Genomic DNA, 23507 nt, shown 5'->3' with positions numbered 1-23507 from the left:
TCGGGGCCGGAAACTGTCGGTGCCGCCCGGTAACGTTGAAACCGGGGGCTCCCCTACGCGCGCGGGTTGTGCAAGGTTGTGCGCGTTGTGTCGAGAAGCGCGGGTCAGTTCGTCGGGCGGGCCGAGTAGTCGCCGTTGCGGCGCTGGCCCGGCTGGCGCTGGCCCGGCTCGAAGCCCTTGCCCAGCGACGTCGCCGTTGCCGCCGTCCCCTCGACCTTCGCCACCACCGTCACGTTCGTGTCGCCCTGCTTCACGTCGCCGGTCTTCTGGGTGGCGTCGTCGAGCGTGTACGTCTGCTTGTAGCCGTCCTTGCTCGTCAGCGTCACCGACGTCGCGCTCAGCTCCGTCACGTCGCCCGTCTGCAGGCGCTCGGTCGTGTAGCCGCCGCTGCCGTTCGACACCACGAAGTCGCCGTGCAGCGCGTCGCGCAGCGCCGCCATCCCGCCGCCCATCGCGCCGCCCGGGAACTGGCCGCGACCCGGGAACTGGCCGCCGCCCGGGCCGCCGAACCCGCCCGGGCCGCCCTGGGCCGAGTTGTCCGCGCTGCTCGTGCCCGCCCAGATCGCCGCTCCGCCGCCGGCCGCGATCACCACGGCGATGCCGGCCGCGATCGCCGTCTTCTTGCCCGACCAGCCCTTCTTCGGCGCGGCCGGGGCCGGGTCGCCCCAGTTGGCCGGGGCCGGGGTGGTCGCGGCGCCTTCGGGCGGCGTGTTCGGCTCGGTCGTCATCGTGTCCTCCGGTGGTGCCCACACTGGTCCCGGTCAGGTTCGCTGCCGTGGCTGTGTTTGAGCTGTGCGGAGCGTCAGCGGGCGCTGTGCCTCGAACGGCCTTCACAGGAAACGCACAGCGGTGTCACAGTGAGCACTGAAGAGCCGCCGAGAAAATGGCACTATGACCGCTATGAACGCCACGTCACCCGGCCCCGGCAAGGCCGACCTGCGCCGCGCCGACGGGAGCCCGGTGCGGGTCCTCGTCGTCGACGACGAGGCGACGCTGGCCGAGCTCGTGTCGATGGCCCTGCGCATGGAGGGCTGGGAGGTGCGCAGCGCGGGTGACGGCACGGAGGCCGTCCGGATCGCGCGCGACTTCCGGCCGGACGCCGTCGTCCTCGACGTCATGCTCCCCGACTTCAGCGGCCTGGAGGTGCTGCGGCGGATGCGCTCCGAGGCGCCGCACCTGCCGGTCCTCTTCCTGACGGCGAAGGACGCGGTCGAGGACCGCATCGCCGGGCTCACCGCGGGCGGCGACGACTACGTCACCAAGCCGTTCAGCCTCGAAGAGGTGGCGTTGCGCCTGCGTGCGCTGCTGCGCCGGGCCGGCGGGGTGACCGGCGCGAGCGGGTCGACGCTGGTCGTCGGCGACCTCACCCTCGACGAGGACAGCCGCGAAGTGCACCGCGGCGGCGACCTCGTGCCGCTGACCGCGACCGAGTTCGAGCTGCTGCGCTACCTCATGCGCAACCCCAAGCGCGTGCTGTCGAAGGCCCAGATCCTGGACCGCGTCTGGAGCTACGACTTCGGCGGCCAGGCCAACATCGTCGAGCTCTACATCTCCTACCTGCGCAAGAAGATCGACGCCGACCGCGAGCCGATGATCCACACCATGCGGGGCGCCGGGTATGTCCTCAAGCCCGCAGGCTGAACCGCGGCGCGCGCGACGGCCGTGGTCGCTGCGGCGGCGGCTGATCGTCCAGCTCGCCGCGCTGCTCGCGCTGGTGTGCCTGGTCGTCGGCGTGGTCACGGAGTTCGCGTTGAGCGAGTTCCTCGTCGGCCAGCAGGACAAGCGGCTGGCCGCGGCGAGCGACCGCGCCGCGCACGGCGGGGAACGGCCACCGCCGTGGACGTACGGCGAGACGCCACCGCCGCCGGACGCGCTGCGCGTGCTCGGGCAGGGGGACGGCACGCTCGCCGTCGTCCAGTCCGGCTCGACCGCGACCGCGGGGGTGCTCGATTCCAGCGTGGGCGCACCGTCGAAGCGCAAGCCGCCGTTCAAGAGCGTTCCGACGGAGCAGGTGCTGACCCTGCTCGCGGTGCCCTCGGACGGGAAGCCGCACAGCGTCGAACTCGGCGGCACCCTCGGGGATTACCGAGTCGTCTCCACGAGGTCGCCCAACGGCGACAAGACGGTCATCGGCCTGCCGCTTAAGGACGTCAACGAAACGCTCTGGCAGCTCGGGTTCATCCTCGGCGGCGTCGCGCTCGCCGGGATCGTGGTGGCGGGCGCGGTCGGCGCGGCGACGATCCGGCGCACGATGCAGCCGCTCGACCGGCTGGCCGCGACCGCGACGCGCGTCTCGGAGCTGCCGCTGGACCGCGGCGAGGTGGCGCTGTCCGAACGCGTCCCCGAGGCCGACACCGACCCGAACACCGAGGTGGGCAAGGTCGGCTCGGCGCTGAACCGGATGCTGCAGCACGTCGCGAACGCGCTGTCCGCGAGGCACGCGAGCGAGAACCGCGTCCGCCAGTTCGTCGCGGACGCGAGCCACGAGCTGCGCACGCCGCTGGCGGCGATCCGCGGGTACGCGGAGCTGACCCGGCGCGGCGGCGAGCAGGTGCCGCCGGACGTCGCGTTCGCGATGGGCCGCGTCGAGTCCGAGTCGCGCCGGATGACGACGCTGGTGGAGGACCTGCTGCTGCTCGCGCGCCTGGACTCCGGGCGCCCGGTGGTGCACGAGTGGGTGGACCTGTGCCGGCTGGTGGCCGACGCGGTCGCGGACGCACACGTCGCGGGCCCGGACCACAAGTGGCTGATGGACGTCCCCGGCCAGCCGATCGGCGTCCTCGGCGACGCGGGCCAGCTGCACCAGGTGGTGATCAACGTGCTGGCCAACGCGCGCACACACACCCCGGCGGGCACCACGGTGACGACCGCACTGTCCACATCGGACGGAGTGGTGCGGCTGCGCGTGGCCGACGACGGCCCTGGCATCCCGCCGGACGTCCTCCCGGACGTCTTCGAACGCTTCGCCCGCGGCGACAACTCGCGGTCACGGGCGGCGGGGAGCACGGGCCTCGGGCTGGCGATCGTGGCGGCGGTGGCGGGGGCGCACGGCGGCCGCGTCGGGGTGCAGAGCCGGCCGGGGCGCACGGAGTTCGAGATCACGTTCCCGGCGGCCCCGGCACCCGCCTAGCGGCTCGCGGTGTACCGGGCGACGACGGTCGCGAGGCCGGGCGCCAGCCGCAGTTCGGTCGCCAGCAGGTCCGGGTGCCGGAGCCAGTGCAGCCGTGCCGCGTCGGGCTCGCCCTCGAACGTCGGCGGCCACGACGACATCGGCGTGAAGTCGTCCACGACCAGGGTGCCCTGCGGCCGCAGCCAGTCGCCCGGCGCCGCCGCGGCCAGGTCGGTCCAGTCGCCGAGCAGCACCCGCACGTTCGGGACCCCGGCGAGCAGCTCCGCCGCGGCCGCGTGCCGCCCGGGGTCCCGTTCGACGCTGACCAGCGTCGTCCCGGGAAGTGCTTTGGACCACCCGATCGGAGCCGATGCACAGCCGGCGCACAGCTTCGGCACAAGTTCACCACATGCGCCGCCGACACCGTGAACGCCATGACGACCACGCTGTCGGCGCCCGCACACGCCCAGCCCGCTCCCGAAGCCGTCCGGAAACCGCGGTGGGTCACGCCTTCCGTGGCCGCCTTGCTGCTCGGGACCGGCCTGCTCTACCTGTGGGACCTGGCGAAGACGGGCTGGGCCAACGACTTCTACGCCATGGCCGCCCAAGCCGGCACGTGGAGCTGGAAGGCGCTGTTCTTCGGTTCGCTCGACCCGGGCAACGTCGTCACGGTCGACAAACCGCCGTTCTCGCTGTGGGTCATGGGGTTGTCCGGGCGGATCTTCGGCTTCTCCAGCTGGAGCCTGCTCGTGCCGAACGCGCTCGCCGGCGTCGCGTCGGTCGGGCTGCTCTACCTCGCCGTGCGCCGGCTTTCGGGGCCGGGGGCCGGCCTGCTCGCCGGGGCCGGGCTCGCGCTGACGCCGGTCGCCGCGCTCATGTTCCGCTACGACAACCCCGACGCCTTCCTCGTGTTGCTGCTCGTCGCCGGCGCCTACTGCGTCGTGCGCGCCCTCGAGCGCGGGAGCACCAAGTGGCTGGTGCTCGGCGGGGTCGCGATCGGCTTCGGCTTCCTCGACAAGATGCTGCAGGCGTTCCTCGTCCTGCCCGCGTTCGTGCTGGCATACGCCGTCGCGGCACCGACGTCGCTCGGGCGCCGGATCGGGCAGCTCTTCGCCGCGGCCGGGGCCGTGGTCGTCTCGGCGGGGTGGTGGATCGCGGCCGTCGCGCTGTGGCCGGTCGCCGATCGGCCGTACATCAGCGGTTCGACCGACAACACCGTGCTGGAACTGGCTTTCGGCTACAACGGCCTCGGCCGGATCTTCGGCGGCGGCCGCGGCGGCGGGGGCACGTTCCCGGCCGGCGGCGGCGGCCGCGGCTTCGGTGGCGAAACCGGCCTGACGCGGTTGTTCAGCGGCGAGTTCGGCGGCGAGGCGTCGTGGCTGCTGCCCGCCGCGGTCATCGGCCTGGTCGCCGGCCTGTGGTTCACGCGCCGCGCGCCCCGCACCGACTCCACCCGCGCCGCGCTGCTGCTGTGGGGTGGCTGGCTGGTCGTCACCGCGCTGGTCTTCAGCTACATGAGCGGCATCATCCACCCCTACTACACGGTCGCGCTGGCCCCGGGCATCGCGGGCACGCTGGGCATCTCCGCGCGCGAACTCTGGCGCGGCCGGGCGAACTTCGCGGCCCGCGCGGTGCTGGCCGTCATGCTCGCCGTCACCGCGGTCTGGGGGTTCCTGCTGCTCGTGCGGACGCCGGACTGGCAGCCGTGGCTCCGCTACACGCTGCTCGTGCTCGGCGCGGCCGCCGTCCTGGCGCTGCTCTTCGGCGCCGACCGCGTCCGGCGGGCCGGTCCGGCCGTGGCGGCGGTGGGCCTGTGCGCCGCGCTGCTCGGGACGGCGTCCTTCACCCTGGCCACGGCGGCGACCGCGCACTCCGGCGGGACGCCGTCGTCCGGCCCGTCCGTCGCGAGTGGACGCGGGTTCGGCGGGTTCGGCGGCTTCGGCGGGCAGCAGGCCGACGCCGCGGTGATCGACCTGCTGAAGGCCACGACGACGAAATGGGCCGCGGCGCAGAGCGGCGCCATGCAGTCGGCCGGGCTGGCGCTCGCGAGCGGCCGTCCGGTGCTCGCGATCGGCGGCTTCAGCGGCAGTGATCCGGCGCCGACACTGGCTCGGTTCCAGCAGTACGTCGCCGACGGCGACATCCACTACTACGTCGCCGGCGGGCGCGGCGGCTTCGGCGGCGGCCGTGGGACGTCGGGTGAGATCGAGTCGTGGGTCGAGCAGAACTTCGTGCCGGTCACCGTCGGCGGGACGACGGTTTACGACCTGACAAAATCGGTCGCTTGACCGAAATTCGAATTGTTTCGGGCGTGTTAACAGTTGTGGAATCATTCGGCTAATCCGGGGCCGGTGCGGTACCTGATGAGTACGAACACACGTTCGAGCACGGTGCCGGTGAGTGGCATTTTCCGAACGATTGTTCGGACCACGGGGATCGCCGCGGGCGATGATCAAGGGGTTCGTCGCGGTCGCGGTAACGACTAGGAGCGATCGGTCGTGCAGCTGCACGGGACAACCTTCCGTGCGACCGGTGATCTTGACCGGGCGGCCGACAGAAACACTCCGGTACTTGATCTTCGATATCGTCGATGTTGCTGGTTAACACGGTCGATGGTCACTCGTTCGGATGCACTGCGGAGACGTTGTGGGGATCTTGTGCTACTCGCTAGGCTCTCCGCCGGGAGAGGGACAAGGGGTGGCTGACCCAGCGCGCTGAGTGCTGGGTTGTCGGGGTGCTCCCGGTCCTGTTCTCTCGCCATGACCCGATCAGGTGCGGCTGGAAGAGAGCAGCGATGACCGTGCGCGGTGGCGCCGCTCTGTCCGACCCTCCTCCTCGTCGTCACTGGTCGTAGTTCCGAGCACCGCAATTCCCCCATTGGTACGGCACCACTCCACTTCCCCCGCAACCTGGAGTTCGTTGTGATTTCCCGTTCCCGCCCCCGTCTGCTGACGGTGCTCCTGACTTTGCTGACCCTCGCCGGCGTCACCGCCCTTTCCGGGTGCAGCGACAGCGACGCCTCCGGCACGGGCGGCAAGATCACCCTCGGGTTCAGCGCGTGGCCGGGCTGGTTCCCCTGGCAGGTGGCGCAGGAACAGGGCCTCTTCGCGAAGAACGGCGTGAACGTCGACCTGAAGTACTTCGACAACTACACCGACAGCATCAACGCGCTGTCGAGCGGGGCCATCGACGCGAACAGCCAGACCCTCAACGACACGCTCTCCTCGGCCTCCGGCGGCGCCAAGCTGTCGATCGTGCTGGTGAACGACAACTCCACCGGCAACGACAAGATCATCGCCAGGGAGGGCATCAACGCCGTCGCCGACCTGAAGGGCAAGAAGGTCGCGGTCGAGCAGGGCACGGTCGACCACTACCTGCTGCTGCTCGCGCTGCAGGAGGCGAAGCTGACCGAAAAGGACATCGAGCTGGTCAACCTGCCGACCGACGCCGCCGCGGCCGCGTTCGTCGCCGGCCAGGTCGACGCGGTGGGCGCGTTCGCGCCGTTCACCTCGAAGGCGCTCGAGCGCAAGGGCAGCCGCGCGATCTCGACGTCGGCGGAGTTCCCCGGCGCCATCCCGGACCACCTCGTCACGTCCCAGAAGCTGGTCAAGGAGCACCCGAAGGACGTCCAGGCGCTGGTCAACACCTGGTTCGAGACGCTGACCTGGATCAAGAACAACAAGGACGCGGCCGTCGGCATCATGGCCAAGCGCGGCGGGGTCTCCGACGCCGACTACAAGACCTACGACGCCGGCACCACGATCTTCACGCGCCAGCAGAACATCGACGCGTTCACGCCCGGTGTCACGGCGCAGCACCTCGACTTCCAGGCGAACAAGATCGTCGACTTCATCGTCAGCACCGGGCTGGCGCAGCAGCGGCCGTCGCTGGACGGGCTGTTCGACGACCAGTTCGTGAAGGCCGCGCCGCAGTGACCGGTCCGACCCAGCGCACCACCCCGGCGGGCACGGCCGACGAACGGGCCGCCGAGGCCCTGGAGGCCGAGCAGCGGCTCGCCGAGGAGCAGGAGTCCGGCCGGGGCCGCCCGGCCTGGACCCCGCTGCCGCGCCGGGCCGCGCCCAAGGCCGCTTCACCGCTCTTTTCCCTGCGCACGCCCATTTCCGCGGGCGCGCGCTGGACGCTGGCCGTGCTGTCCTTCGCGATCCCGTTCCTCGCCTGGATCGTGCTGAGCGTCAGCGGGGCCGTCGACTCGACCTTCCTGCCGTCACCGGCCGCGGTGGTCCGGGCCGGCGTCGACATGGCGAGCACCGGCGAGCTCTTCGACGACCTCTGGGCGACCACCCAGCGGGTGCTCGAGGGCTTCGGCCTGGCGGTGCTCGTCTCGGTGCCGCTCGGCATCCTGATGGGCACGTTCACCGCCGGGCAGGCGTTCTTCGAACCGCTGATCGGGCTGCTGCGCTACCTGCCGGCGAGCGCGTTCATCCCGCTGCTGATCATCTGGCTCGGCCTCGGCGAGCCGTCGAAGATCGCCATCCTCTTCATCGGGACGGTCTTCTTCAACACCCTGATGACCGCCGACGTCGTCCGCGGCGTGCCCGGCGCGCTCATCGACGTCTCCTACACCCTCGGCGCGCGCCGGGGCGAAGTGCTGCGCAAGGTCGTCGTGCCGCACTCGCTGCCGGGCATGATCGACGCGATCCGCGTCAACGCCGCCGCGGCGTGGAACTTCGTGGTCGTCGCCGAGCTGATCAACTCCTCGGCCGGCCTCGGCTACCGGATCGTCCGGGCGCAGCGGTTCCTGCAGACCGACAAGATCTTCGCCGTGCTCGTGGTCATCGGGATCGCCGGGCTGGTCATCGACGTCCTGCTGCGCCTGCTGCGCACGCGGGTCGGGAAGTGGGCGGCATGACGCTGGAGCTGCGGAACGTCGCCAAGGACTACACCGTGCGCGGCAAGGTCACGCGCGCGCTCGACGGCGTCGACCTCGAAGTGCTGCGCGGCGAATTCGTCTGCGTCGTCGGTGCGAGCGGCTCGGGCAAGTCGACGCTGCTTTCGCTGGTGGCCGGGCTCGCCAAGCCGACCGAGGGCGAGATCGTGCTCGACGGCGTCCCGGTGACCGGCCCCGGCCCGGACCGCGGGCTCGTCTTCCAGGCCGGTGCGCTCTACCCGTGGCGCAGCGTCGAGAAGAACGTCGCGTTCGGACTGGAGCTGCTGCCGGTCGACGCGGCCGAGCGCGCCAAGCGCGTGGACTGGTACCTCGCCGAGACCGGGCTCGACGCCGTGCGCAAGTCGCTGCCGAAACAGCTTTCGGGCGGCCAGAAGCAGCGCGTCGCGATCGCGCGGGCGCTGGCGTGCGAGCCGGACGTGCTGCTGCTGGACGAACCCTTCGGCGCCTTGGACGTCCAGACCAAAGAGGACATGCAGGTGCTCATCCGCCAGGTGTGGGCCGACACCGGCACCACGGTGCTGATGGTCACCCACGACGTCGAGGAAGCGGTGTTCCTGGGCGGCCGGGTCGTGGTGCTCGCGTCCGACCCCGGCCGGATCGCCGCCGACGTCGAGGTGACGCTGCCCGCCGAGCGGGACCTGGCGGTCAAGCGGGAACCGCGGTTCCTCGCGCTGCGCGCCCGGATCGAGGACCTCGTCCGGGAGCAGCACCGCGGGCACGTCAGCCGGGTGGCCGCGGTCGAGTGAGAACGGAAGACGGGAAGGTGGCGGGATGAGGCACGGCGGGGCGACCGCGGAACGGGCCGGCGGCGGGGGGATCCTCGCCCGGCTCGGCATTCGCGGCAAGCTGAACCTGCTGCTCCTGCCTCCGCTGGTCGCGGTGGTGCTGGTGTCGGTGCCGTTCGTGCTGACCCAGGCGAGCAGCGCCGTGGCCGCCGGTCAGTCGGCCACGGTGGCGCGGCACACCCAGCAGCTCGGCGGCCTGGTCTGGCAGCTGCAGCGGGAGCGGCTGCTCACCGGCGCCTTCGTCGCGACGCCGTCGATGCCGCCCGACCAGATGCTCCAGCAGCAGAAGACGGTCGACGCGGCGGTCGAGAACGTCCGCGGATCGCTGGGGTCCGACGCGCCGGACGAGCTTTCCGCGGCCCTGACCCGGATCGGCTCACTGAACGAGCTGCGGAGCAACGCGCAGCTGCGCGGCGTCGCGCTCGACAGCGTCGCCCGCACCTACCACGCGGTGATCGGTGCGGTGATCGACTCGCTGCGGCTGGTCCCGCAGCTCACCAGCGACGCCGAGGGCACCAGGGAGCTGACCGCGCTGGAGGCGCTGCTGCGCGCGAACGAGGAGAACTCGTTGCGCGGCATGGCGTTGATCGTGACGGCGGTGTCGCCCGAGGCCGGCCGGTCCATCCTGGACGACGCGACCCAGCAGGCGCCGATCTTCACCGAGCGGTTCGTCCAGCAGGCCGACGACGAGGAGGACCGCGAGCAGTCCGCGCTCGTCGTCAACGTCGAGCAAAGCGAAGCCGGCCACCGGATCGACGACCTCGCCGCCCAGATCGACAACCCGCGGGACCCGGCGGCCACCACGCGGTACGTCACCGACGTCCTCACCGCGTCGGAAAGCCAGGCGGGCCAGCGGAAACTGGTGCAGGAGAAGGTCACCAGCGAAATCGCCGACGCGGCGACCGGGCGAGCCGACGCCGGCACCAGGCTGGCCTGGACGGTCGGCCTCGGGGCCGGGCTGCTGTTCCTGCTGGTCGCCTTCCTCGCCGTCGCGGTCTCCCGCTCGATCGCCCGGCCGCTGCGGCGGCTGACCTCCGCGGCGACGTCGGTCGCCGACCTCGCCGGCACCGAGCTCGTCCGCGTGACCGACACCGAGGAGGCCGAGGAGCAGGTCCCGCGGCTGGCCACCATCGACGTCGTCTCGAGCGACGAGCTCGGCAAGCTGGCCGCCGCGTTCAACCGGGTCCAGACCACCGCGGCCGAGCTGGTCGAGCGGCAGGCGCTCACCCGGCGCAACACCAGCCTGATGTTCGCGAACGTCGCCAAGCGCACGCAGAACCTCGTCGGCCGCCAGCTCGCGCTGATCGACGAGGTCGAGCGCAACGAGCAGGACACCCGGCTGCTGGCCAGCCTCTACCGGCTCGACCACCTCTCCACCCGCCTGCGCCGCAACGCCGACAACCTGCTCGTGGTGTCCGGCACCCGCGACGAAGCCCGGATCGCCGGCCCGATCGAGCTGTCCACGGCCCTGCGCTCCGCACTCGCCGAGATCGAGGACTACCAGCGCGTCAAGCTCGGGGTCGTCGCCGAGATCCTGCTGTCCTCGGCCCTCGGCGCCGACCTGGTGCTCGTGTTCGCCGAGCTGCTGGAGAACGCGACGTCGTTCTCGCCGCCGGGGTCGATGGTCGAGGTCGACACGATGCTCCTCGCCGACGGCTCCTGCCTGGTGAACATCGTCGACCACGGCATCGGCATGACCGCCGAGAAGCTGGCCGAGGAGAACCAGCGGCTCGTCGAGCGCGAACGCCTCGAGCTGGCCCCGACCAGCGTGCTCGGCCTGTTCGTCGTCGGCCGCCTGGCGCGGCGCCACGACCTGGGCGTCGAACTGCTCGCGACCCCGACCACCGGCGGCGTGACCGCGCGGCTGACGATACCGCCGTCGCTGTTCAGCCACCGGTCCGGGCTGCGGCCGCCGAAGGAGACGCCGTCGATCCCGGCGCAGCCGGCCACCCCCGTCCACGCGCGGCCCGCGGAGGCCGTCGCTGTGTCCACTTCGGACAGTTCGCGGCCGGTCGAACCGCTGCCGGCGCCGGCGATCCCGGCACTGCTCGGCGTACCGCACGCCAACGGCTTCCGCTGGTTCAACCAGCTCGAACCGGTGTGGCCGGACACCGAACCCGCCGAGCCGCCCCCGGCCGAACCGGACGCCGAGACCCGCGGCGGCCTGCGCCGCCGGGTCCGCGGCGCCCAGCTGCCCGCCCCGGGCGCGACCACGGCGCCCGTGCCCGGCGACCGGCCGCGCCACGACCCGGACGCGACCCGCGCCGCCATGGACGGGTTCCAGAGCGCCTTCGCCAAGGCTGCCGAAGTCAGCGCGATGGAGTCCGACCCGCCCTCCGCGCCGCCGACCGTCGTGACGGCGCCCGTGCCCGCCCCGGGCGACGGCGCGTCACTGCCGGTGCGCGTCCCCGGGGACTCGGCGATGCCCGCGTCCCACCACCAAGCGACCCCGCCGGCCGGCGTCCCGGCCACCCCGCAGTCCCGGGACGGCCTGGTCCGCCGCGTCCCGGGAGCCCAGCTCGCCCCCGGCCTGCGCCAGCAGCCCGCGGGCAGGCCGATCGCCCGCGCCGTCGTGAACCGCACCAGGCGGGACCCGGCGGCCGAGCGAGCGGCGTTCGACGCGTTCGCCGCCGGCCTCGCCAAGGCGGACGTGGTGACGGCAGACAGCCCGCCCTACGGCGTGGTCGCCGGTCGTGTGACGGAACGAGCAGAAGAGAGCAGGAAATGAGCATCCCCGCAGCTGGCGTCAGTGTCGAAGCCCAGAACTTCAACTGGCTGGTGAGCCGCTTCGCGCAGCACACGGCGGGCGCGATCGCCGCCATCGCGGTTTCGGCCGACGGCTTGCTGATCGCGATGTCGTCGGAGCTCGAGCGGTCCAACGCGGACCGCCTCGCCGCGATCTCCTCCGCGATGCTCGGCCTCGCCCACGGCGTCTCCGAAAGCCACCCGCTCGGCTCGCCGGACAAGGTGATCATCGAACTGGAGCACGGGTACCTGCTGGTCTGCACCATCAGCATCGGCTGCTCCCTCGGCGTGCTGGCCAACAAGCAGGCGAGCCTCGGCACGATCGCCTACGAGATGGCGATGTTCGCCAACCGCGCCACCGAAGTCCTCACCCCGGGACTCATCGAGGAACTGAAGAACACCGTGGGTTCGTGATGACCGAAGAACCTTCGCTGCTGCGGCCGTACCTGATGACCTCGGGGCGGGCCCAGCCGGTCGACCAGAGCCTGGAGATCGAAGCGCAGGTCATGACGTCCCGCCTGGGCGCGGCGTCCCACCCGAAACTCACCTTCGAACGGCAGGAAATCGTTTCCCTCTGCCGGAACACCATGTCGGTCGCCGAGGTGGCGGCCATGCTCGGCCTCCACATCGGCGTCGCCCGCGTGCTGGTGGCCGACCTCGCCGAACTGGGCTACGTCGTCGTCCGGCGGCCGGCGAACCACACGTCGCAAGACCTCGGCATGATCGAAAGGGTCATTCGTGGACTCGAAGCCATTCACTGAACCGGGTGCCCGCCCACCGGCCCCGGTCAAGATCGTCATCGCGGGCGGCTTCGGCGTCGGCAAGACCACGGCGGTCGGCGCCATCTCGGAGATCAAGCCGCTGACGACGGAGGCGGCGATCACGTCGGTGGCGGCTTCGGTGGACAGCACCGGCCACGTCCCGGCGAAGACCACGACGACCGTGGCGCTCGACTTCGGCTGCATCACGATCGACGACGAGGTCAAGCTCTACCTGTTCGGCACCCCCGGCCAGGACCGCTTCGGCTTCATGTGGCAGGACCTCGTCCACGGCGCACTCGGCGCGCTCGTCATCGTGGACACCCGCCGCATGGACGACTGCTACCCGGCCGTCGACTACTTCGAGAACGCGGGCCTGCCGTTCGTGGTCGCGGTGAACATGTTCGACGGATCCCTCGGCCACAACCTCGACGACGTCCGATGGGCACTGGCGATCAGCGAGGACGTCCCACTGATCACGTTCGACGCGCGGCAGCGGCTGTCGGTCCGCGACGCCCTGCTGGCGGTCCTGCACAACACGTTCAAAAAGGCCAGAGCCCAGGCGGGCGCAGGCGCCTGAACGCGTGTGAGTACACTGATCCACGGACCCCGCGCGGCGTCCACCCTGTGAACCTCCCCAGGGCCGGAAGGCAGCAAGGATAAGCAGGCTCTGATGGGTGCGCGGGGTCCCCTTCGTTTCCGGCTCCGGCTCTCGGGGCTTCGCCCCTTCGCCGGGCCCTTCACTTCGTCCTTTCACCCGGGGGCCGAGCCCCCGGACCCCCACGGTGCCTCTCTCGCGGGTTCTCGGGTCTGCCGTGGCCTTCCTCGCGGGTGTGGTGGTCTGCCGTGGCCTTCCTCGCGGGTGTGGTGGTCTGCCGCGGCCTTTCTTGCGGGGTTTGTGGGTCTTCTCTCAGAACAGGCCCAGTACGTCGTCTGGGGGGTGGGGGGATGGTGGGCGGTCCTCGTCCGTTATCGGGGCTGCCCGGCCCGCCAGCCTCTGTAGCTCCGCTCCGCCTACGTAGCGCGTTGGGAATGCTGCCGAGGCCGTGCGGCGGGCTATTTCTGCCGTTGGCAGTCTGGCCGCCGAGGCCGCGAACACCAGGTTGCCGAAGCGGCGGCCCTTCAGCACCGCCGGGTCCGCCAGCAGGAGGATCTCGGGGAACACCTCGCGCAGTGTCGCCAGGAAGCGGCGTGCGAACGGCAGGCCCGAGCCGTCCGTGATGTTCGCCAGGTAGATGCCTGCCGGGCGCAGGATCGTCGCGATCGCGCGTGTTGCCTCCAGGGTGGCCAGGCCGCCCGCCAGCGTCGCCCGCTCGAACGCGTCCACCACCGCCAGGTCCGCCGAGTCCTCGCGGCGGGTCGCCAGGCCCGCCCGGCCGTCCGTGATCCGGACCCGCACGCCGGGGATCCGCAGGCCCAGCTGGGCGCGAACCAGCTCCACCAGCTCGCCGTCCGCGTCGAACACCAGCTGCCGCGACCCCGGGCGCCTCGCCGCCACGTACCGCGGCAGCGTGCACGCCGCGCCGCCGATGTGCAGCGCGTCCACCGGGCCCGGCGGCAGCTGGTCCACGACGTCGCCGAACCGCCGGACGTAGTCGAACTCCAGGTTCGCCGGGTCGTCGAGGTCGACGTACGACTGCGCGACGCCGTCCACCGACACCAGCCACGCGTTGCCGCGGTCGGCGTCCCGCAGCAGCTCCGCCGTCCCGAAGCGGACCGGGTACCGCCCGGGCGCCGGACCGGGATTCCGCGAACGACTCACGAAGTCGCAGCGTATCGGAAACATTCCGACTCCCCGCGCGATAAAGGGACGGAACGATCATCGATCGAGGGGGTTTTCCTTGCGTGCGAACGCAGTAATCGTCGCCGCGGCGCTCGCCGCCGGTGTCTTCGCGACGCCGGCGGCCGCGGACGTCCTGCCCGACCGGGCCCAGGCCGTGGGGTACCTGGAAACCGGCGGGCCGGGCGTGGCGAGAGCCGCCGAGGCGGCGTTGCTCGGCAGCCCGGCCGATCTGCAGGCCTTCCTGGCCACCGGCCGCCAGCAGGCCCGCGACGACGACGACCGGGTGCTGGTCACCCAGGTCCTGTCCACCGGCGGCCCGGTCGCCAAGCGTGCCGCCCAGCAGGCGCTCAGCGGCACCATCGAGGACGTCCGCGCGTTCCTCGCCACCGGCCTCGCCCAGGCCCGGATCGCCGACGACCGCATCGCCGTCGGCCAGGCCATGAGCACCGGCGGCCCGACCGTCAACGAGCGGGCCCAGCGCGCCCTCGACGGCACACCCGCCGACGTCCGGGCGTTCCTGGAGACCGGCCTCCAGCTGGCGAAGGACGTCGACGACCGGGTCACGGCCAGCCAGGCCATGGCCGCCGGCGGCCCTGAGGTGAAGGCCGCCGCCCAGACCGCGCTCGACGGCACCCCCGCCGACGTCCGGTACTTCCTGTCGCTCTGGCGGAAGGTCGCCGCCGACGGCGACACCGAGCTCGCCGCGATCCAGGACCAGGTCTCCGGCGCCAAGGCGGCCGCGGCCGCCCACCACCCGCTCGTGGTCCGGCTCGCCGAGGAGCGGGCCAGGAAGCTCGCGTCGGACGCGCGGCAGGCGAACACCGACCGGCTCGCCGCCCAGCGGGCCAAGGGACAGCAGGACGGCCGCGCGGCCGCGGGGGCCGAGGCCACCGCGCAGCAGGAGGCCCGCGACGCGGCCGCCCGCGCGGCGCAGGCCAAGACGGACAACGACAAGCTGCTCGCCGACGCGGCCGACCCGGCGCTGACCGTGCCGAACGGCCGTCGCGCGGCGGTCTACCTGCTGCGCAACGGCGGCGCCGCCGTCAAGAACGCCGCCCGCGCCGCGCTGAGCGGCACCGACGACGACGTCGTCGCCTTCGTGCGCACCGGCCTGGCCGCCGCGCAGGAGACCGACGACCGCGCCGCGGTCGCGGCGATCGCGGCCGACACCACGGCCCGTCCGGGGCTGCGCCAGGCCGCTCGCGACGCGCTCGCCGGGCCGTACGCGGGGGTCGCCGCGCTGCTGCGCACGGGCGACTACCCGGGCCGCGACACCGACGACCGCGTCGAGGTCAACCAGATCATGGCGGCAGGTGGCCCGGCGACGAAGTCGTGGGCGCAGAACGCGCTCGACGGCACCGTCGCGGACATCCGCGAGTTCCTCGCCCACGGCCGGTACGAAGCGCACCTGATCGACCTGGACGTCTACGTGACCCGGACGCTGTCCGACGGTCCCGAAGTTGAGGCCGTCGCGCAGGGCGTGCTCGACGGCCCGCGGGCGGGCCTGCAGCCGTACCTGGACGGCGAGCTGGGCAAGGCGCGGGCGCGGGACGCCTTCACCGCGGCGCACGTCGCCAAGGTGAACGCGCTCCTGGCCCAGCTGCCCTGACCGCACGGCGAAGGTTGTCGGTGGTGCCCGGTACCCTCGCGAGGTGGCTCTCGCGCTGTACCGCAAGTACCGTCCGGCAACCTTCGCCGAGGTCGTCGGGCAGGAGCATGTGACCGAACCCCTCCGCACGGCGCTGTCCGCCGGGCGGATCAACCACGCTTACCTGTTCTCGGGTCCGCGGGGCTGCGGCAAGACGTCCAGCGCGCGCATCATGGCGCGCTCGCTGAACTGCGCCAAGGGGCCGACGCCGGACCCGTGCGGCGAGTGCAACTCGTGCCGCGCGCTGGCGCCGGAGGGGCCGGGCAGCGTCGACGTCACGGAGCTGGACGCGGCGAGCCACGGTGGTGTCGACGACGCGCGTGAACTGCGGGACAAGGCGTTCTACGCGCCGGCCGAGTCGCGGTACCGGGTGTTCATCATCGACGAGGCGCACATGGTCACCACGCAGGGCTTCAACGCCCTGCTGAAGATCGTGGAAGAGCCGCCCGAGCACGTCATCTTCATCTTCGCGACGACCGAGCCGGACAAGGTGCTGACCACCATCCGCTCGCGCACGCACCACTACCCGTTCCGGCTGATCCCGCCGAGCTCGATGCGGGAGCTGCTGGAGCGCAACGTCGCCGCCGAGGGCGTGCAGGTCGAGCAGGCGGTGTACCCGCTGGTCATCCGCGCGGGGGGCGGGTCGGCGCGCGACACGCAGTCGGTGCTGGACCAGCTGCTGGCGGGCGCGGGCCCGGACGGCGTTTCGTACTCGCGCGCGGTGGCGCTGCTGGGCGTCACGGACGTCGCGCTGATCGACGACATGGTCGACGCGCTGTCGACGGAGGACGCCGCGACGGTGTTCTCGACGGTGGAGAAGCTCGCGGAGGCGGGCCACGACCCGCGCCGGTTCGCGACGGACCTGCTGGACCGCCTGCGCGACCTGGTGCTGCTGCGCGCGGTGCCGGATTCGGCGGGCGGGCTGGTGTCCGCGCCGGAGGAAGAGCTGTCCCGGATGGTGGCGCAGGCGGAGCGGATCGGCCTGGCGACGCTGTCCCGGTACGCGGACATCGTCCACAATGGACTATTGGAGATGCGCGGCGCGACCTCGCCGCGGCTGGTGCTCGAGCTGTTGTGCGCGCGGATGCTGCTGCCGTCGGTGACGGAGGCGGAGAAGGCGCTGCTGGCCCGGATCGAGAGGCTGGAACGCCGGGCGACGGTGGCCGGCGGGGGCGGAGCGCCCGCGGAGGGTGGCGTGGAGCCCCCGGTGCGGGCGACGCCGGAGAGGGAGTTCTCGAGGCCCTCGCAGCGCCCGGCCTCGGCCGCCCCGGCCCCGGCGGCGGCTCCCGAGCCGCCGAGACCGGCACCGGCGGCGGCAAGCGCTTCGGCCCCGACGGCCGACCCCGGCACCTCGCCGGGGCGGCCCTCCGCCGCCGGCGCTTCGGCGGGGCAGGGCGCTGCTGCGGCCTCGGCGACCAGTTCCGCGGACAGCGGCTGGGGAGCGCCGCGCACCCCGGGCGGTGGCACGCCGGCGGCGGCCGCCGCCGGTGGGGCGGGGCAGGCCTCCCCGAGCCAGCCGGGCGATGGCGGCTGGGGAACTCCGCGCACCCCGGGTGGCGGCGCTCCGGCGGGGCAGTCTGCTCCCACGCCCCAGCCCGCCCCGGCCCCGGCCGAAGCCGCCGCTCCCGCCGCTTCCGGTGCGCTCGACGCCGCCGGGATCCGGAACGTCTGGCCGCAGCTCATGACCGCCCTGCGCAAGTTCACCGGCGGCCGGAGCCTCGAGGCGATGCTCACCCAGGCCACCGTGGCGAGCGTCGAGGGCAACTCCCTCACCCTCACCCACAAGTCCGAACCGCTGGCCCGCCGCCTGTCCGACCAGGACAACGCCCGCAAGATCGCCGGCGCGCTCACCGACGTCCTCGGGGGCGACTGGCAGGTCCGCTGCGTCCACGGCACCGCCCCGGCCGCGCCCGCCGCCCGTGCCCAGCAGGCCGCGCCCGCGCCGGAGCGGTCGTTCACCCGGCAGTCCGCGGCCGCTCCCGCGCCGGTCCCCGCCCGGCCCGCGCCCGCCCCGGCCCCCGCCGCGCCGGCCCGGCCGAAGGTGACCACGAGCGAGCCGGACATCCCGCTGCCCCCGGAACCCGCCGACGAGGACGACGAAGACCTCTACAACGAGGACGCCAGCCCCGCCCCGCCGCCGCCCCCACCGCCGCCGGACCAGGACCCGGACGAGGTCGCCCGCAAGCTGATCTCCGACCACCTCGGCGCCCGCCCGCTGGACTGACGGGTCACGACGCCCAGGGGCCGATGCCGGTCACCCGGTCCGCGGTGATCCGCACGATCACCGCGGTCGGCGAGCCCTGGTTGCCCAGCACGTACTTCGGGACACCGAGGTACCGCTGGGCCTGCCGGTCCATCAACGCCGTGAACTCCTCGGCGATGTCCGGGCCGACGACCCGGGCCGTCCCGCGGACCAGCAGGTACTGCGGCAGCCCACGCTCGTCGTGCCCGTCGTGGTCTTCGATCAGCACCGTCACCCGCGGATCGCGGCGGATGTTGCGCACCTTGGGCCGCCGTCCCTCCATGCCCATCACGATCTCGTCGCCGTCGCGGCTCGCCCAGACCATCGACGTCTGCGGCGAGCCGTCCGGGTTGATCGTCGTCAGCACGGCGTTGAACGGCCGCTCGAACAGGCGGTGGCTGCTTTCGGGAAGTTCCATGTCCTCGAGACTAGGAATCCGATAGGTACCGCTCGGTACCTTGAGGAGCATGGGTGACTTCCCCGGCGACGTCTTCCTCGCCGACTGCCCGGCCCGGCTGGCGATCGAGATCATCGCCGACAAGTGGGCGGTCGTCGTCGTGTTCGCGCTCAGCCGCGGGCCGCGGCGGCACGGCGAGCTCGTCGACCTCATCGGCGGCATCTCCCGCAAGGTCCTCACCCAGACCCTGCGCAAGCTGCAGGGCTACGGCCTCGTCGACCGCCGCGCGTACGCCGAGGCGCCGCCGCGCGTCGAGTACTGCCTGACCGACCTCGGGCAGACCCTCGTCGAGCCCATCGGTGTCCTCACGAAGTGGGCGACGGTCAACGGCGACGCCGTCGTCGCGGCTCAGGAAGCCAGGTAGGCCTCGATCGCCGCCGCGATCGCCGACGCGTACTGCTGCCGCCCCTCCGGGCTCGTCATCCGGGCCGCTTCCGCCGCGTTGCGCATGTTGCCGCACTCGACCAGCACCGCCGGACGCGTCGAAAGGTTCAGGCCCGCGAGGTCCGTGCGGGCCGACAGGCCGTTGCCGCCGATGTAGTTCGACGTGCTGAAACCGCTCGTGCGCAGCGTGTCCCGGACCACCTGCGCCAGCCTCGTCGACGGTTCGCCCTGCGCCGCGTTCAACGGCGGCGACGAATACGCCACGTGGAAGCCGTTCGCGCCCGCCGCGGTCGAGCCGTCCGCGTGGACGGAGACGACCGCGTCGGCGTTCGCCTCGTTGCCGATCGCCGCCCGGCGGTCGACGCAGGGCCCGACGCCGGTGTCGTTCTGTCGCGTGTAGACGACGCGGATCCCCTTGGCGGCCAACGCCTTCCCGACCCGTTGCGCGACGTCCCAGGTGAACGCGTGCTCGGGGTAGCCCGCGTTGGTCGCGGTGCCCGTGGTGTTGCACGGCTTGGTCTGACCGCGTCCGGCGGGCACCTGACGGTTGATCTCGGCCGGGTGCGCGCCGTTCCCGCCGTTGTGCCCGGGATCGAGCACGACGACCTTCCCGGTCGCGACCGGCGGCGGCGCGGCGACCGGCGACGGCGAAGGCGACGGCGTGACCGATGCCGGAGCACCCGGCGGGGTGGACGTCACCGTCGTCGGCGTGACCGTCCTGGTGGTCAAGGAGGCCGGCGCCACCGGGACGTCGCCGGAGCAGCCGGTGAGCAGCAGAGCACCGGCCAGCGGGAAGAGGACAATCGCGCGTCGCACGGCGACCACGGTGCCACAGCCCGCCACCCCGCGTGGCGCGACTACCCTGGTGGCTGACACAGGCGTGCAGAGAGGACCGAGCGAATCATGGCGCAACCCGGCGGCGGCTTCGACATTTCCCAGCTCATGCAGCAGGCGCAGCAGATGCAGCAGAAGCTCGTCGAGGCCCAGGAAGAGCTCGCCAACACCGAGGTCACCGGCAGCGCCGGCGGCGGGCTGGTCACCGCGACCGTCTCCGGTGACAGCCAGCTGAAGAACCTCAAGATCGACCCGAAGGTCGTCGACCCCGACGACGTCGAGACGCTGTCCGACCTGGTCGTCGCGGCGGTGCGCGACGCGTCGGCGAACGCGCAGAAGCTCACCGAGCAGAAGCTCGGCCCGCTGGCCAACGGGCTCGGCGGCGGTGGCGGCATGCCGGACCTCGGCAGCCTCGGCTTCGGCGGCTGACGAACTTGTACGAAGGTGTCGTCCAGGACCTGATCGACGAGCTCGGGCGGCTGCCCGGGGTCGGGCCGAAGAGCGCCCAGCGGATCGCGTTCCACCTGCTGGCCACCGACCCGGCCGACATCGCGCGGCTGCAGGACGTGCTCGGGAAGGTCAAGGAGGGCGTGCAGTTCTGCGAGGTGTGCGGCAACGTCTCCGAGCAGCAGAAGTGCCGCATCTGCCGCGACGAGCGCCGCGACCTCACGGTCATCTGCGTGGTCGAGGAGCCGAAGGACGTCCTGGCGGTCGAGCGGACGCGGGAGTTCAAGGGCCGCTACCACGTCCTGGGCGGCGCGCTCGACCCGTTGTCGGGCATCGGGCCGGAGCAGCTGCGGATGCGCGAGCTGCTCAAGCGCATCGGTGAGGCGGACATCAAGGAGATCATCATCGCCACGGACCCCAACACGGAGGGCGAGGCGACGGCGACGTACTTGGTGCGGATGCTGCGGGACTTCCCGGGCCTGAGCGTGACGCGGCTGGCGTCGGGCCTCCCGATGGGCGGTGACCTGGAGTTCGCGGACGAGCTGACCCTGGGCCGCGCGCTCTCGGGCCGTCGCGTGCTCTAGCCGGCGTCGAAGCGGCGCAGGTCGTACAGGTCCATCAACCTGATCACCTTGTCCGCGTACTCCGGGTCGGTGGCGTACTTCCGCGCCACCGCCCGGACGAACGCGTCCGGGTCGTCGCGCACCGGCAACGCCGCCGCGTAGTTCGCCGAAGTCGTCAACAGCCGGCCGTAGTCGCGGAACGAGTCGGAAACCGACGCGTACGACCGGAAGAACGCATCCACCGGGTGGCACGGCGACGGAACGCACTCCGTCGTCGGGTACCGCGCGCACCGCACCGCGATCGGGCCCGGGCTCGCCGGCGTCACGCACTTGAAGCCGAAGTAGTTGAGCTCGTTCACCGACAGCTTACTGCGGCCCCAGTTCGACTCCAGGATCGACTGCGCGACCGTCACCGACGCCGGGATGTCGTACGCCGCGTGGATCGCCCGCGCGATCGGGCTCGTCGAATCGACGTACGCCTCCTGGAAGCCGGAGGAGAGCGCCGCGTCGCGCACCGACGTCTGGTCGATCGGCGGGACCACCACCAGCACCGCCGCCAGTCCGATGTGGATCATGGCGGACAAGCTGCCCGATCGCCCCCGAAGCGGCGACCGGGATCACCCCGAAGAGACCCTCAGCAGTAGCCGAGCTGCGCCAGCGTGTCGACGACGATCTCCGACGGGTGGTACTTGTCCATCCAGGACTCGCCACGCCGGTTCTGGTACGTGTCGAGGAAGTTCTGCAGCTTGTCGCCGCGCATCTCGGTCAGCACGACCGTCTCGCCGAGGTGCTGCGGCGTCTCGGTGCGCTCGCGGTGCACCGCGCACGGCAGACCCAGGTAGTAGCACTCCGCCGAAAGACCACCCGAATCGGTGACGACGTACTCGGCGCGCGCCACCAGCGGCAGGAACTTCAGGTACCGCATCTTCGGCTGGACGATGAACTGGTCGTCGAAGATGTTCCCGATGCCCAGCGAGCGGATCTTCTCGCGCTCCGGCGCGCCCGCCATGTACAGGATCGGCATCTTGCGGCTCTGCTCGCGCAGGATCTCCAGCGCCTCGCGGTACTTGTCCGGGCGCGAGACCAGCTCGAAGCGGTGCAGCGTGGCCAGGCCGAACTTCTCCGGCAGGTCCGGCACGTCCAGCGGCCCGTTGATGGCCAGCCGCATCGCGTCGATCGCCGTGTTCGCCTCGGTGTCGACGACCACGCCGCGGGCGTTGCGCAGGTTGTTCACCTCACGCGCGCTCGGCGCGAAGTGGATGTCGACGATCTTCGCCGCGATCTTGCGGTTCAGCTCCTCCGGCAGCGGCGACAGGATGCTGCCCGACCGCGCGCCCGCCTCGACGTGCCCGACGCGGGACTTGAGGATCCGCTTCCCGATCAGCGAGCCGTACGGCGTGGTGAACGTGTCGCCGTGCACCAGCACCAGCGGGGGACGGCCGTCCTCGGTCAGCGCGGCGCGCAGCTCGTGGCGGCGGCTCCACGCGGTGCGCAGCACCTGCGCGGCCCAGCCCGGCACCTGCGCCGGCGACTCGAGGTTGTGCGCCTTGTCCTCCGGCACCAGCCAGACGTCCGGCTCCGGCATGTTCAGGTCGGCCAGGACGTCGGCGACCTCGTCGACGTGCTGCGCGGTGAACCAGATCTTCGGCCGCATCCCGCGCTCGCGGATCCCGTGGTAGACGGGCGCGATCTTGATCAGTTCCGCGGTGGTGCCGAGAATGAAGGAAATCACCGTGAAGCCCATTTCTGGTCGGGTGCGGTGGCGCAAGGATACTGGCCGACCCGCCACGGGGGCCGCCGGGTAGCCTCGGCACGGTGAGTGCGAACCCGCTCCTCCCCTCGCTCAGCGTCGTCATCCCGGTCTACAACGAGCAGGACTGGATCGAACGCAGTGTCGGCGCGCTGCTCGTCTCGGCCGAGACGGCGAACTGGCCGATCGAGGTCGTGGTCGTCGACGACGGCAGCACCGACGCGACACCGTCGCGGCTCGACGAGCTGCGCGAACGCCACGGCATCACCGTCCTGAGCCAGGCCAACGCGGGCCGCTACGAGGCCCGGCGGGCGGGCATCGCCAAGGCCGCCGGCGACCAGATCCTGCTGCTCGACAGCCGGGTCGTGGTGGACGAGGGCGCACTGACCTTCCTGCGCGACCAGCTCGTCGACCACCCCGAGCGGACGGTGTGGAACGGGCACGTCAACGTCGCCTCCGAAAGCAACCCGTACGCCGGTTTCATGGCCGGGCTGGTGAAGATTCCCTGGCGCCGCTACTGCGCCGACCCGCGCCTGATGTCCTTCGGCATCGAGGAGTTCGACCTCTTCCCGAAGGGCACCGGATTCTTTTCCGCGCCGCGCGGCGTTCTCGAAGCGGCTTCGGACGCTTTCGTCTCGCTCTTCGACGATGTCCGCTTCGCCAGTGACGACACCGGTGTCCTGCGCTGGATCGCCGAGCGCCACCGCATCTTCCTCGCCCCGGAGTTCTCCGCGACCTACCACGGGCGCGACAGCTTCAAGAAGTTCGCCGCGCAGGCCTACTTCCGCGGGACGACCTTCGTGGACTCCTACCTCGGCTCGCCGGGCCCGGCCCGCAACGGCCTGTTCGCCGCGTTCGGCGTCGGCGTGCTGGGCCTCGGCCTGGCGCTGCGCAAGCCGAAGACGGCCGTGGTGCTCGCGGCCGCCGGTTCGGCCGCGGCGGGTGCCGCCGTGACGCGCTTCGGCGCGACGAACGCCGAGGCCAAGGCCGTCGCGAAGCTCGCCCCGGTGTTCGGCGCCGGCTTCGGCGCCGGTGCGGTCCGCGGCCTGGTCATGGCGCTGCGCGCCCGCCGGCGGCGGGGACGATGAGCTCC

Annotated in this window: 23 protein-coding genes and 1 other RNA gene; 17 read left to right on the top strand and 7 right to left on the bottom strand. The window is 72.1% G+C overall.

Annotation, left to right across the window (positions count from 1 at the left end; all coding sequences use genetic code 11):
- Positions 1-104: 104 nt before the first annotated feature.
- Entirely contained in the window at positions 105-728 is a 624-nt protein-coding gene (locus ACWEVP_RS26645; RefSeq protein WP_452065256.1) for a hypothetical protein, read from the bottom strand.
- Positions 729-891: 163 nt separating this feature from the next.
- Here ACWEVP_RS26645 and ACWEVP_RS26640 point away from each other — a divergent pair, with 163 nt between their 5' ends.
- Positions 892-1641, top strand: coding sequence for a response regulator transcription factor (locus ACWEVP_RS26640; RefSeq protein WP_043776006.1), 750 nt, complete (start codon positions 892-894; stop codon positions 1639-1641).
- Positions 1619-3130 carry a sensor histidine kinase gene (locus ACWEVP_RS26635; protein WP_452065255.1) on the top strand — a complete coding sequence of 504 codons (1512 nt, stop codon included), beginning with the start codon at positions 1619-1621 and terminating at the stop codon, positions 3128-3130. The genes ACWEVP_RS26640 and ACWEVP_RS26635 overlap by 23 nt, the downstream gene beginning before the upstream one ends.
- On the opposite strand, the gene ACWEVP_RS26630 is transcribed toward ACWEVP_RS26635, so the two are convergent.
- Positions 3127-3507, bottom strand: a complete 381-nt coding sequence (locus ACWEVP_RS26630) for a hypothetical protein (RefSeq protein WP_452065254.1) — start codon at positions 3505-3507, stop codon at positions 3127-3129. The two genes, ACWEVP_RS26635 and ACWEVP_RS26630, sit on opposite strands and share 4 nt — an antisense overlap.
- Positions 3508-3543: 36 nt before the next feature.
- Between ACWEVP_RS26630 and ACWEVP_RS26625 the strand changes: the two genes are divergently transcribed.
- From ACWEVP_RS26625 to ffs, 9 genes are all read left to right on the top strand, one after another.
- Positions 3544-5397, top strand: a complete 1854-nt coding sequence (locus ACWEVP_RS26625) for a glycosyltransferase family 39 protein (RefSeq protein ID WP_452065253.1) — start codon at positions 3544-3546, stop codon at positions 5395-5397.
- A 633-nt stretch (positions 5398-6030) separates the two neighbouring features.
- Complete coding sequence (locus tag ACWEVP_RS26620; protein ID WP_452065252.1) at positions 6031-7044, top strand: ABC transporter substrate-binding protein; 1014 nt, start codon at positions 6031-6033, stop codon at positions 7042-7044.
- A complete protein-coding gene (locus ACWEVP_RS26615) occupies positions 7041-7979 on the top strand; it encodes an ABC transporter permease (RefSeq protein ID WP_452065251.1) in 939 nt (312 codons plus the stop codon). The genes ACWEVP_RS26620 and ACWEVP_RS26615 overlap by 4 nt, the downstream gene beginning before the upstream one ends.
- Entirely contained in the window at positions 7976-8764 is a 789-nt protein-coding gene (locus ACWEVP_RS26610; protein WP_452065250.1) for an ABC transporter ATP-binding protein, read from the top strand. The genes ACWEVP_RS26615 and ACWEVP_RS26610 overlap by 4 nt, the downstream gene beginning before the upstream one ends.
- A 25-nt stretch (positions 8765-8789) precedes the next feature.
- A complete protein-coding gene (locus ACWEVP_RS26605; RefSeq protein ID WP_452065249.1) occupies positions 8790-11531 on the top strand; it encodes a nitrate- and nitrite sensing domain-containing protein in 2742 nt (913 codons plus the stop codon).
- The gene (locus ACWEVP_RS26600) at positions 11528-11962 is read left to right on the top strand and encodes a roadblock/LC7 domain-containing protein (protein ID WP_361087652.1); all 435 of its coding nucleotides are present in this window, start codon (positions 11528-11530) and stop codon (positions 11960-11962) included. The genes ACWEVP_RS26605 and ACWEVP_RS26600 overlap by 4 nt, the downstream gene beginning before the upstream one ends.
- Positions 11962-12309: a DUF742 domain-containing protein gene (locus ACWEVP_RS26595; protein ID WP_400869452.1), complete on the top strand. Its 348-nt coding sequence runs from the start codon at positions 11962-11964 to the stop codon at positions 12307-12309. Before ACWEVP_RS26600 ends, ACWEVP_RS26595 begins: the two co-directional genes overlap by 1 nt.
- A complete protein-coding gene (locus ACWEVP_RS26590) occupies positions 12287-12886 on the top strand; it encodes a GTP-binding protein (RefSeq protein ID WP_452065248.1) in 600 nt (199 codons plus the stop codon). The genes ACWEVP_RS26595 and ACWEVP_RS26590 overlap by 23 nt, the downstream gene beginning before the upstream one ends.
- Positions 12887-12907: 21 nt before the next feature.
- Positions 12908-13002, top strand: an RNA gene (gene ffs, locus ACWEVP_RS26585) — signal recognition particle sRNA small type.
- A 214-nt stretch (positions 13003-13216) separates the two neighbouring features.
- Here the strand turns inward: ffs and ACWEVP_RS26580 are convergent.
- Positions 13217-14092, bottom strand: coding sequence for a spermidine synthase (locus ACWEVP_RS26580; protein WP_452065247.1), 876 nt, complete (start codon positions 14090-14092; stop codon positions 13217-13219).
- Positions 14093-14147: 55 nt separating this feature from the next.
- On the opposite strand from ACWEVP_RS26580, the gene ACWEVP_RS26575 reads away from it, so the two are divergent.
- Together ACWEVP_RS26575 and ACWEVP_RS26570 are read left to right on the top strand one after the other, a co-directional pair.
- Positions 14148-15698, top strand: a complete 1551-nt coding sequence (locus tag ACWEVP_RS26575; protein WP_452065246.1) for an ALF repeat-containing protein — start codon at positions 14148-14150, stop codon at positions 15696-15698.
- A gap of 43 nt (positions 15699-15741) precedes the next feature.
- Positions 15742-17961 carry a DNA polymerase III subunit gamma and tau gene (locus ACWEVP_RS26570; protein WP_452065245.1) on the top strand — a complete coding sequence of 740 codons (2220 nt, stop codon included), beginning with the start codon at positions 15742-15744 and terminating at the stop codon, positions 17959-17961.
- A gap of 4 nt (positions 17962-17965) precedes the next feature.
- On the opposite strand, the gene ACWEVP_RS26565 is transcribed toward ACWEVP_RS26570, so the two are convergent.
- Positions 17966-18397, bottom strand: coding sequence for a TIGR03618 family F420-dependent PPOX class oxidoreductase (locus ACWEVP_RS26565; RefSeq protein ID WP_452065244.1), 432 nt, complete (start codon positions 18395-18397; stop codon positions 17966-17968).
- 49 nt (positions 18398-18446) lie between these two features.
- On the opposite strand from ACWEVP_RS26565, the gene ACWEVP_RS26560 reads away from it, so the two are divergent.
- Positions 18447-18800 carry a winged helix-turn-helix transcriptional regulator gene (locus tag ACWEVP_RS26560; RefSeq protein WP_452065243.1) on the top strand — a complete coding sequence of 118 codons (354 nt, stop codon included), beginning with the start codon at positions 18447-18449 and terminating at the stop codon, positions 18798-18800.
- Here the strand turns inward: ACWEVP_RS26560 and ACWEVP_RS26555 are convergent.
- Positions 18785-19645 carry an N-acetylmuramoyl-L-alanine amidase gene (locus ACWEVP_RS26555; protein WP_452065242.1) on the bottom strand — a complete coding sequence of 287 codons (861 nt, stop codon included), beginning with the start codon at positions 19643-19645 and terminating at the stop codon, positions 18785-18787. The two genes, ACWEVP_RS26560 and ACWEVP_RS26555, sit on opposite strands and share 16 nt — an antisense overlap.
- 78 nt (positions 19646-19723) lie before the next feature.
- Between ACWEVP_RS26555 and ACWEVP_RS26550 the strand changes: the two genes are divergently transcribed.
- Both ACWEVP_RS26550 and recR read left to right on the top strand, forming a co-directional pair.
- Positions 19724-20083, top strand: a complete 360-nt coding sequence (locus tag ACWEVP_RS26550) for a YbaB/EbfC family nucleoid-associated protein (RefSeq protein WP_452065241.1) — start codon at positions 19724-19726, stop codon at positions 20081-20083.
- A 5-nt stretch (positions 20084-20088) separates the two neighbouring features.
- Positions 20089-20685: a recombination mediator RecR gene (recR, locus tag ACWEVP_RS26545; RefSeq protein WP_364014686.1), complete on the top strand. Its 597-nt coding sequence runs from the start codon at positions 20089-20091 to the stop codon at positions 20683-20685.
- On the opposite strand, the gene ACWEVP_RS26540 is transcribed toward recR, so the two are convergent.
- Both ACWEVP_RS26540 and ACWEVP_RS26535 read right to left on the bottom strand, forming a co-directional pair.
- Complete coding sequence (locus tag ACWEVP_RS26540) at positions 20682-21239, bottom strand: glucosaminidase domain-containing protein (protein ID WP_452065240.1); 558 nt, start codon at positions 21237-21239, stop codon at positions 20682-20684. The two genes, recR and ACWEVP_RS26540, sit on opposite strands and share 4 nt — an antisense overlap.
- A 59-nt stretch (positions 21240-21298) precedes the next feature.
- The gene (locus ACWEVP_RS26535; protein ID WP_452065239.1) at positions 21299-22408 is read right to left on the bottom strand and encodes a UDP-N-acetylglucosamine 2-epimerase; all 1110 of its coding nucleotides are present in this window, start codon (positions 22406-22408) and stop codon (positions 21299-21301) included.
- Between the two features lie 71 nt (positions 22409-22479).
- Here ACWEVP_RS26535 and ACWEVP_RS26530 point away from each other — a divergent pair, with 71 nt between their 5' ends.
- Entirely contained in the window at positions 22480-23502 is a 1023-nt protein-coding gene (locus ACWEVP_RS26530; protein ID WP_452065238.1) for a glycosyltransferase family 2 protein, read from the top strand.
- Positions 23503-23507 lie beyond the last annotated feature (5 nt).

This window comes from Amycolatopsis sp. NPDC003865 (assembly GCF_053605345.1).
This window is presented reverse-complemented; position numbering and strand designations above follow the sequence as displayed.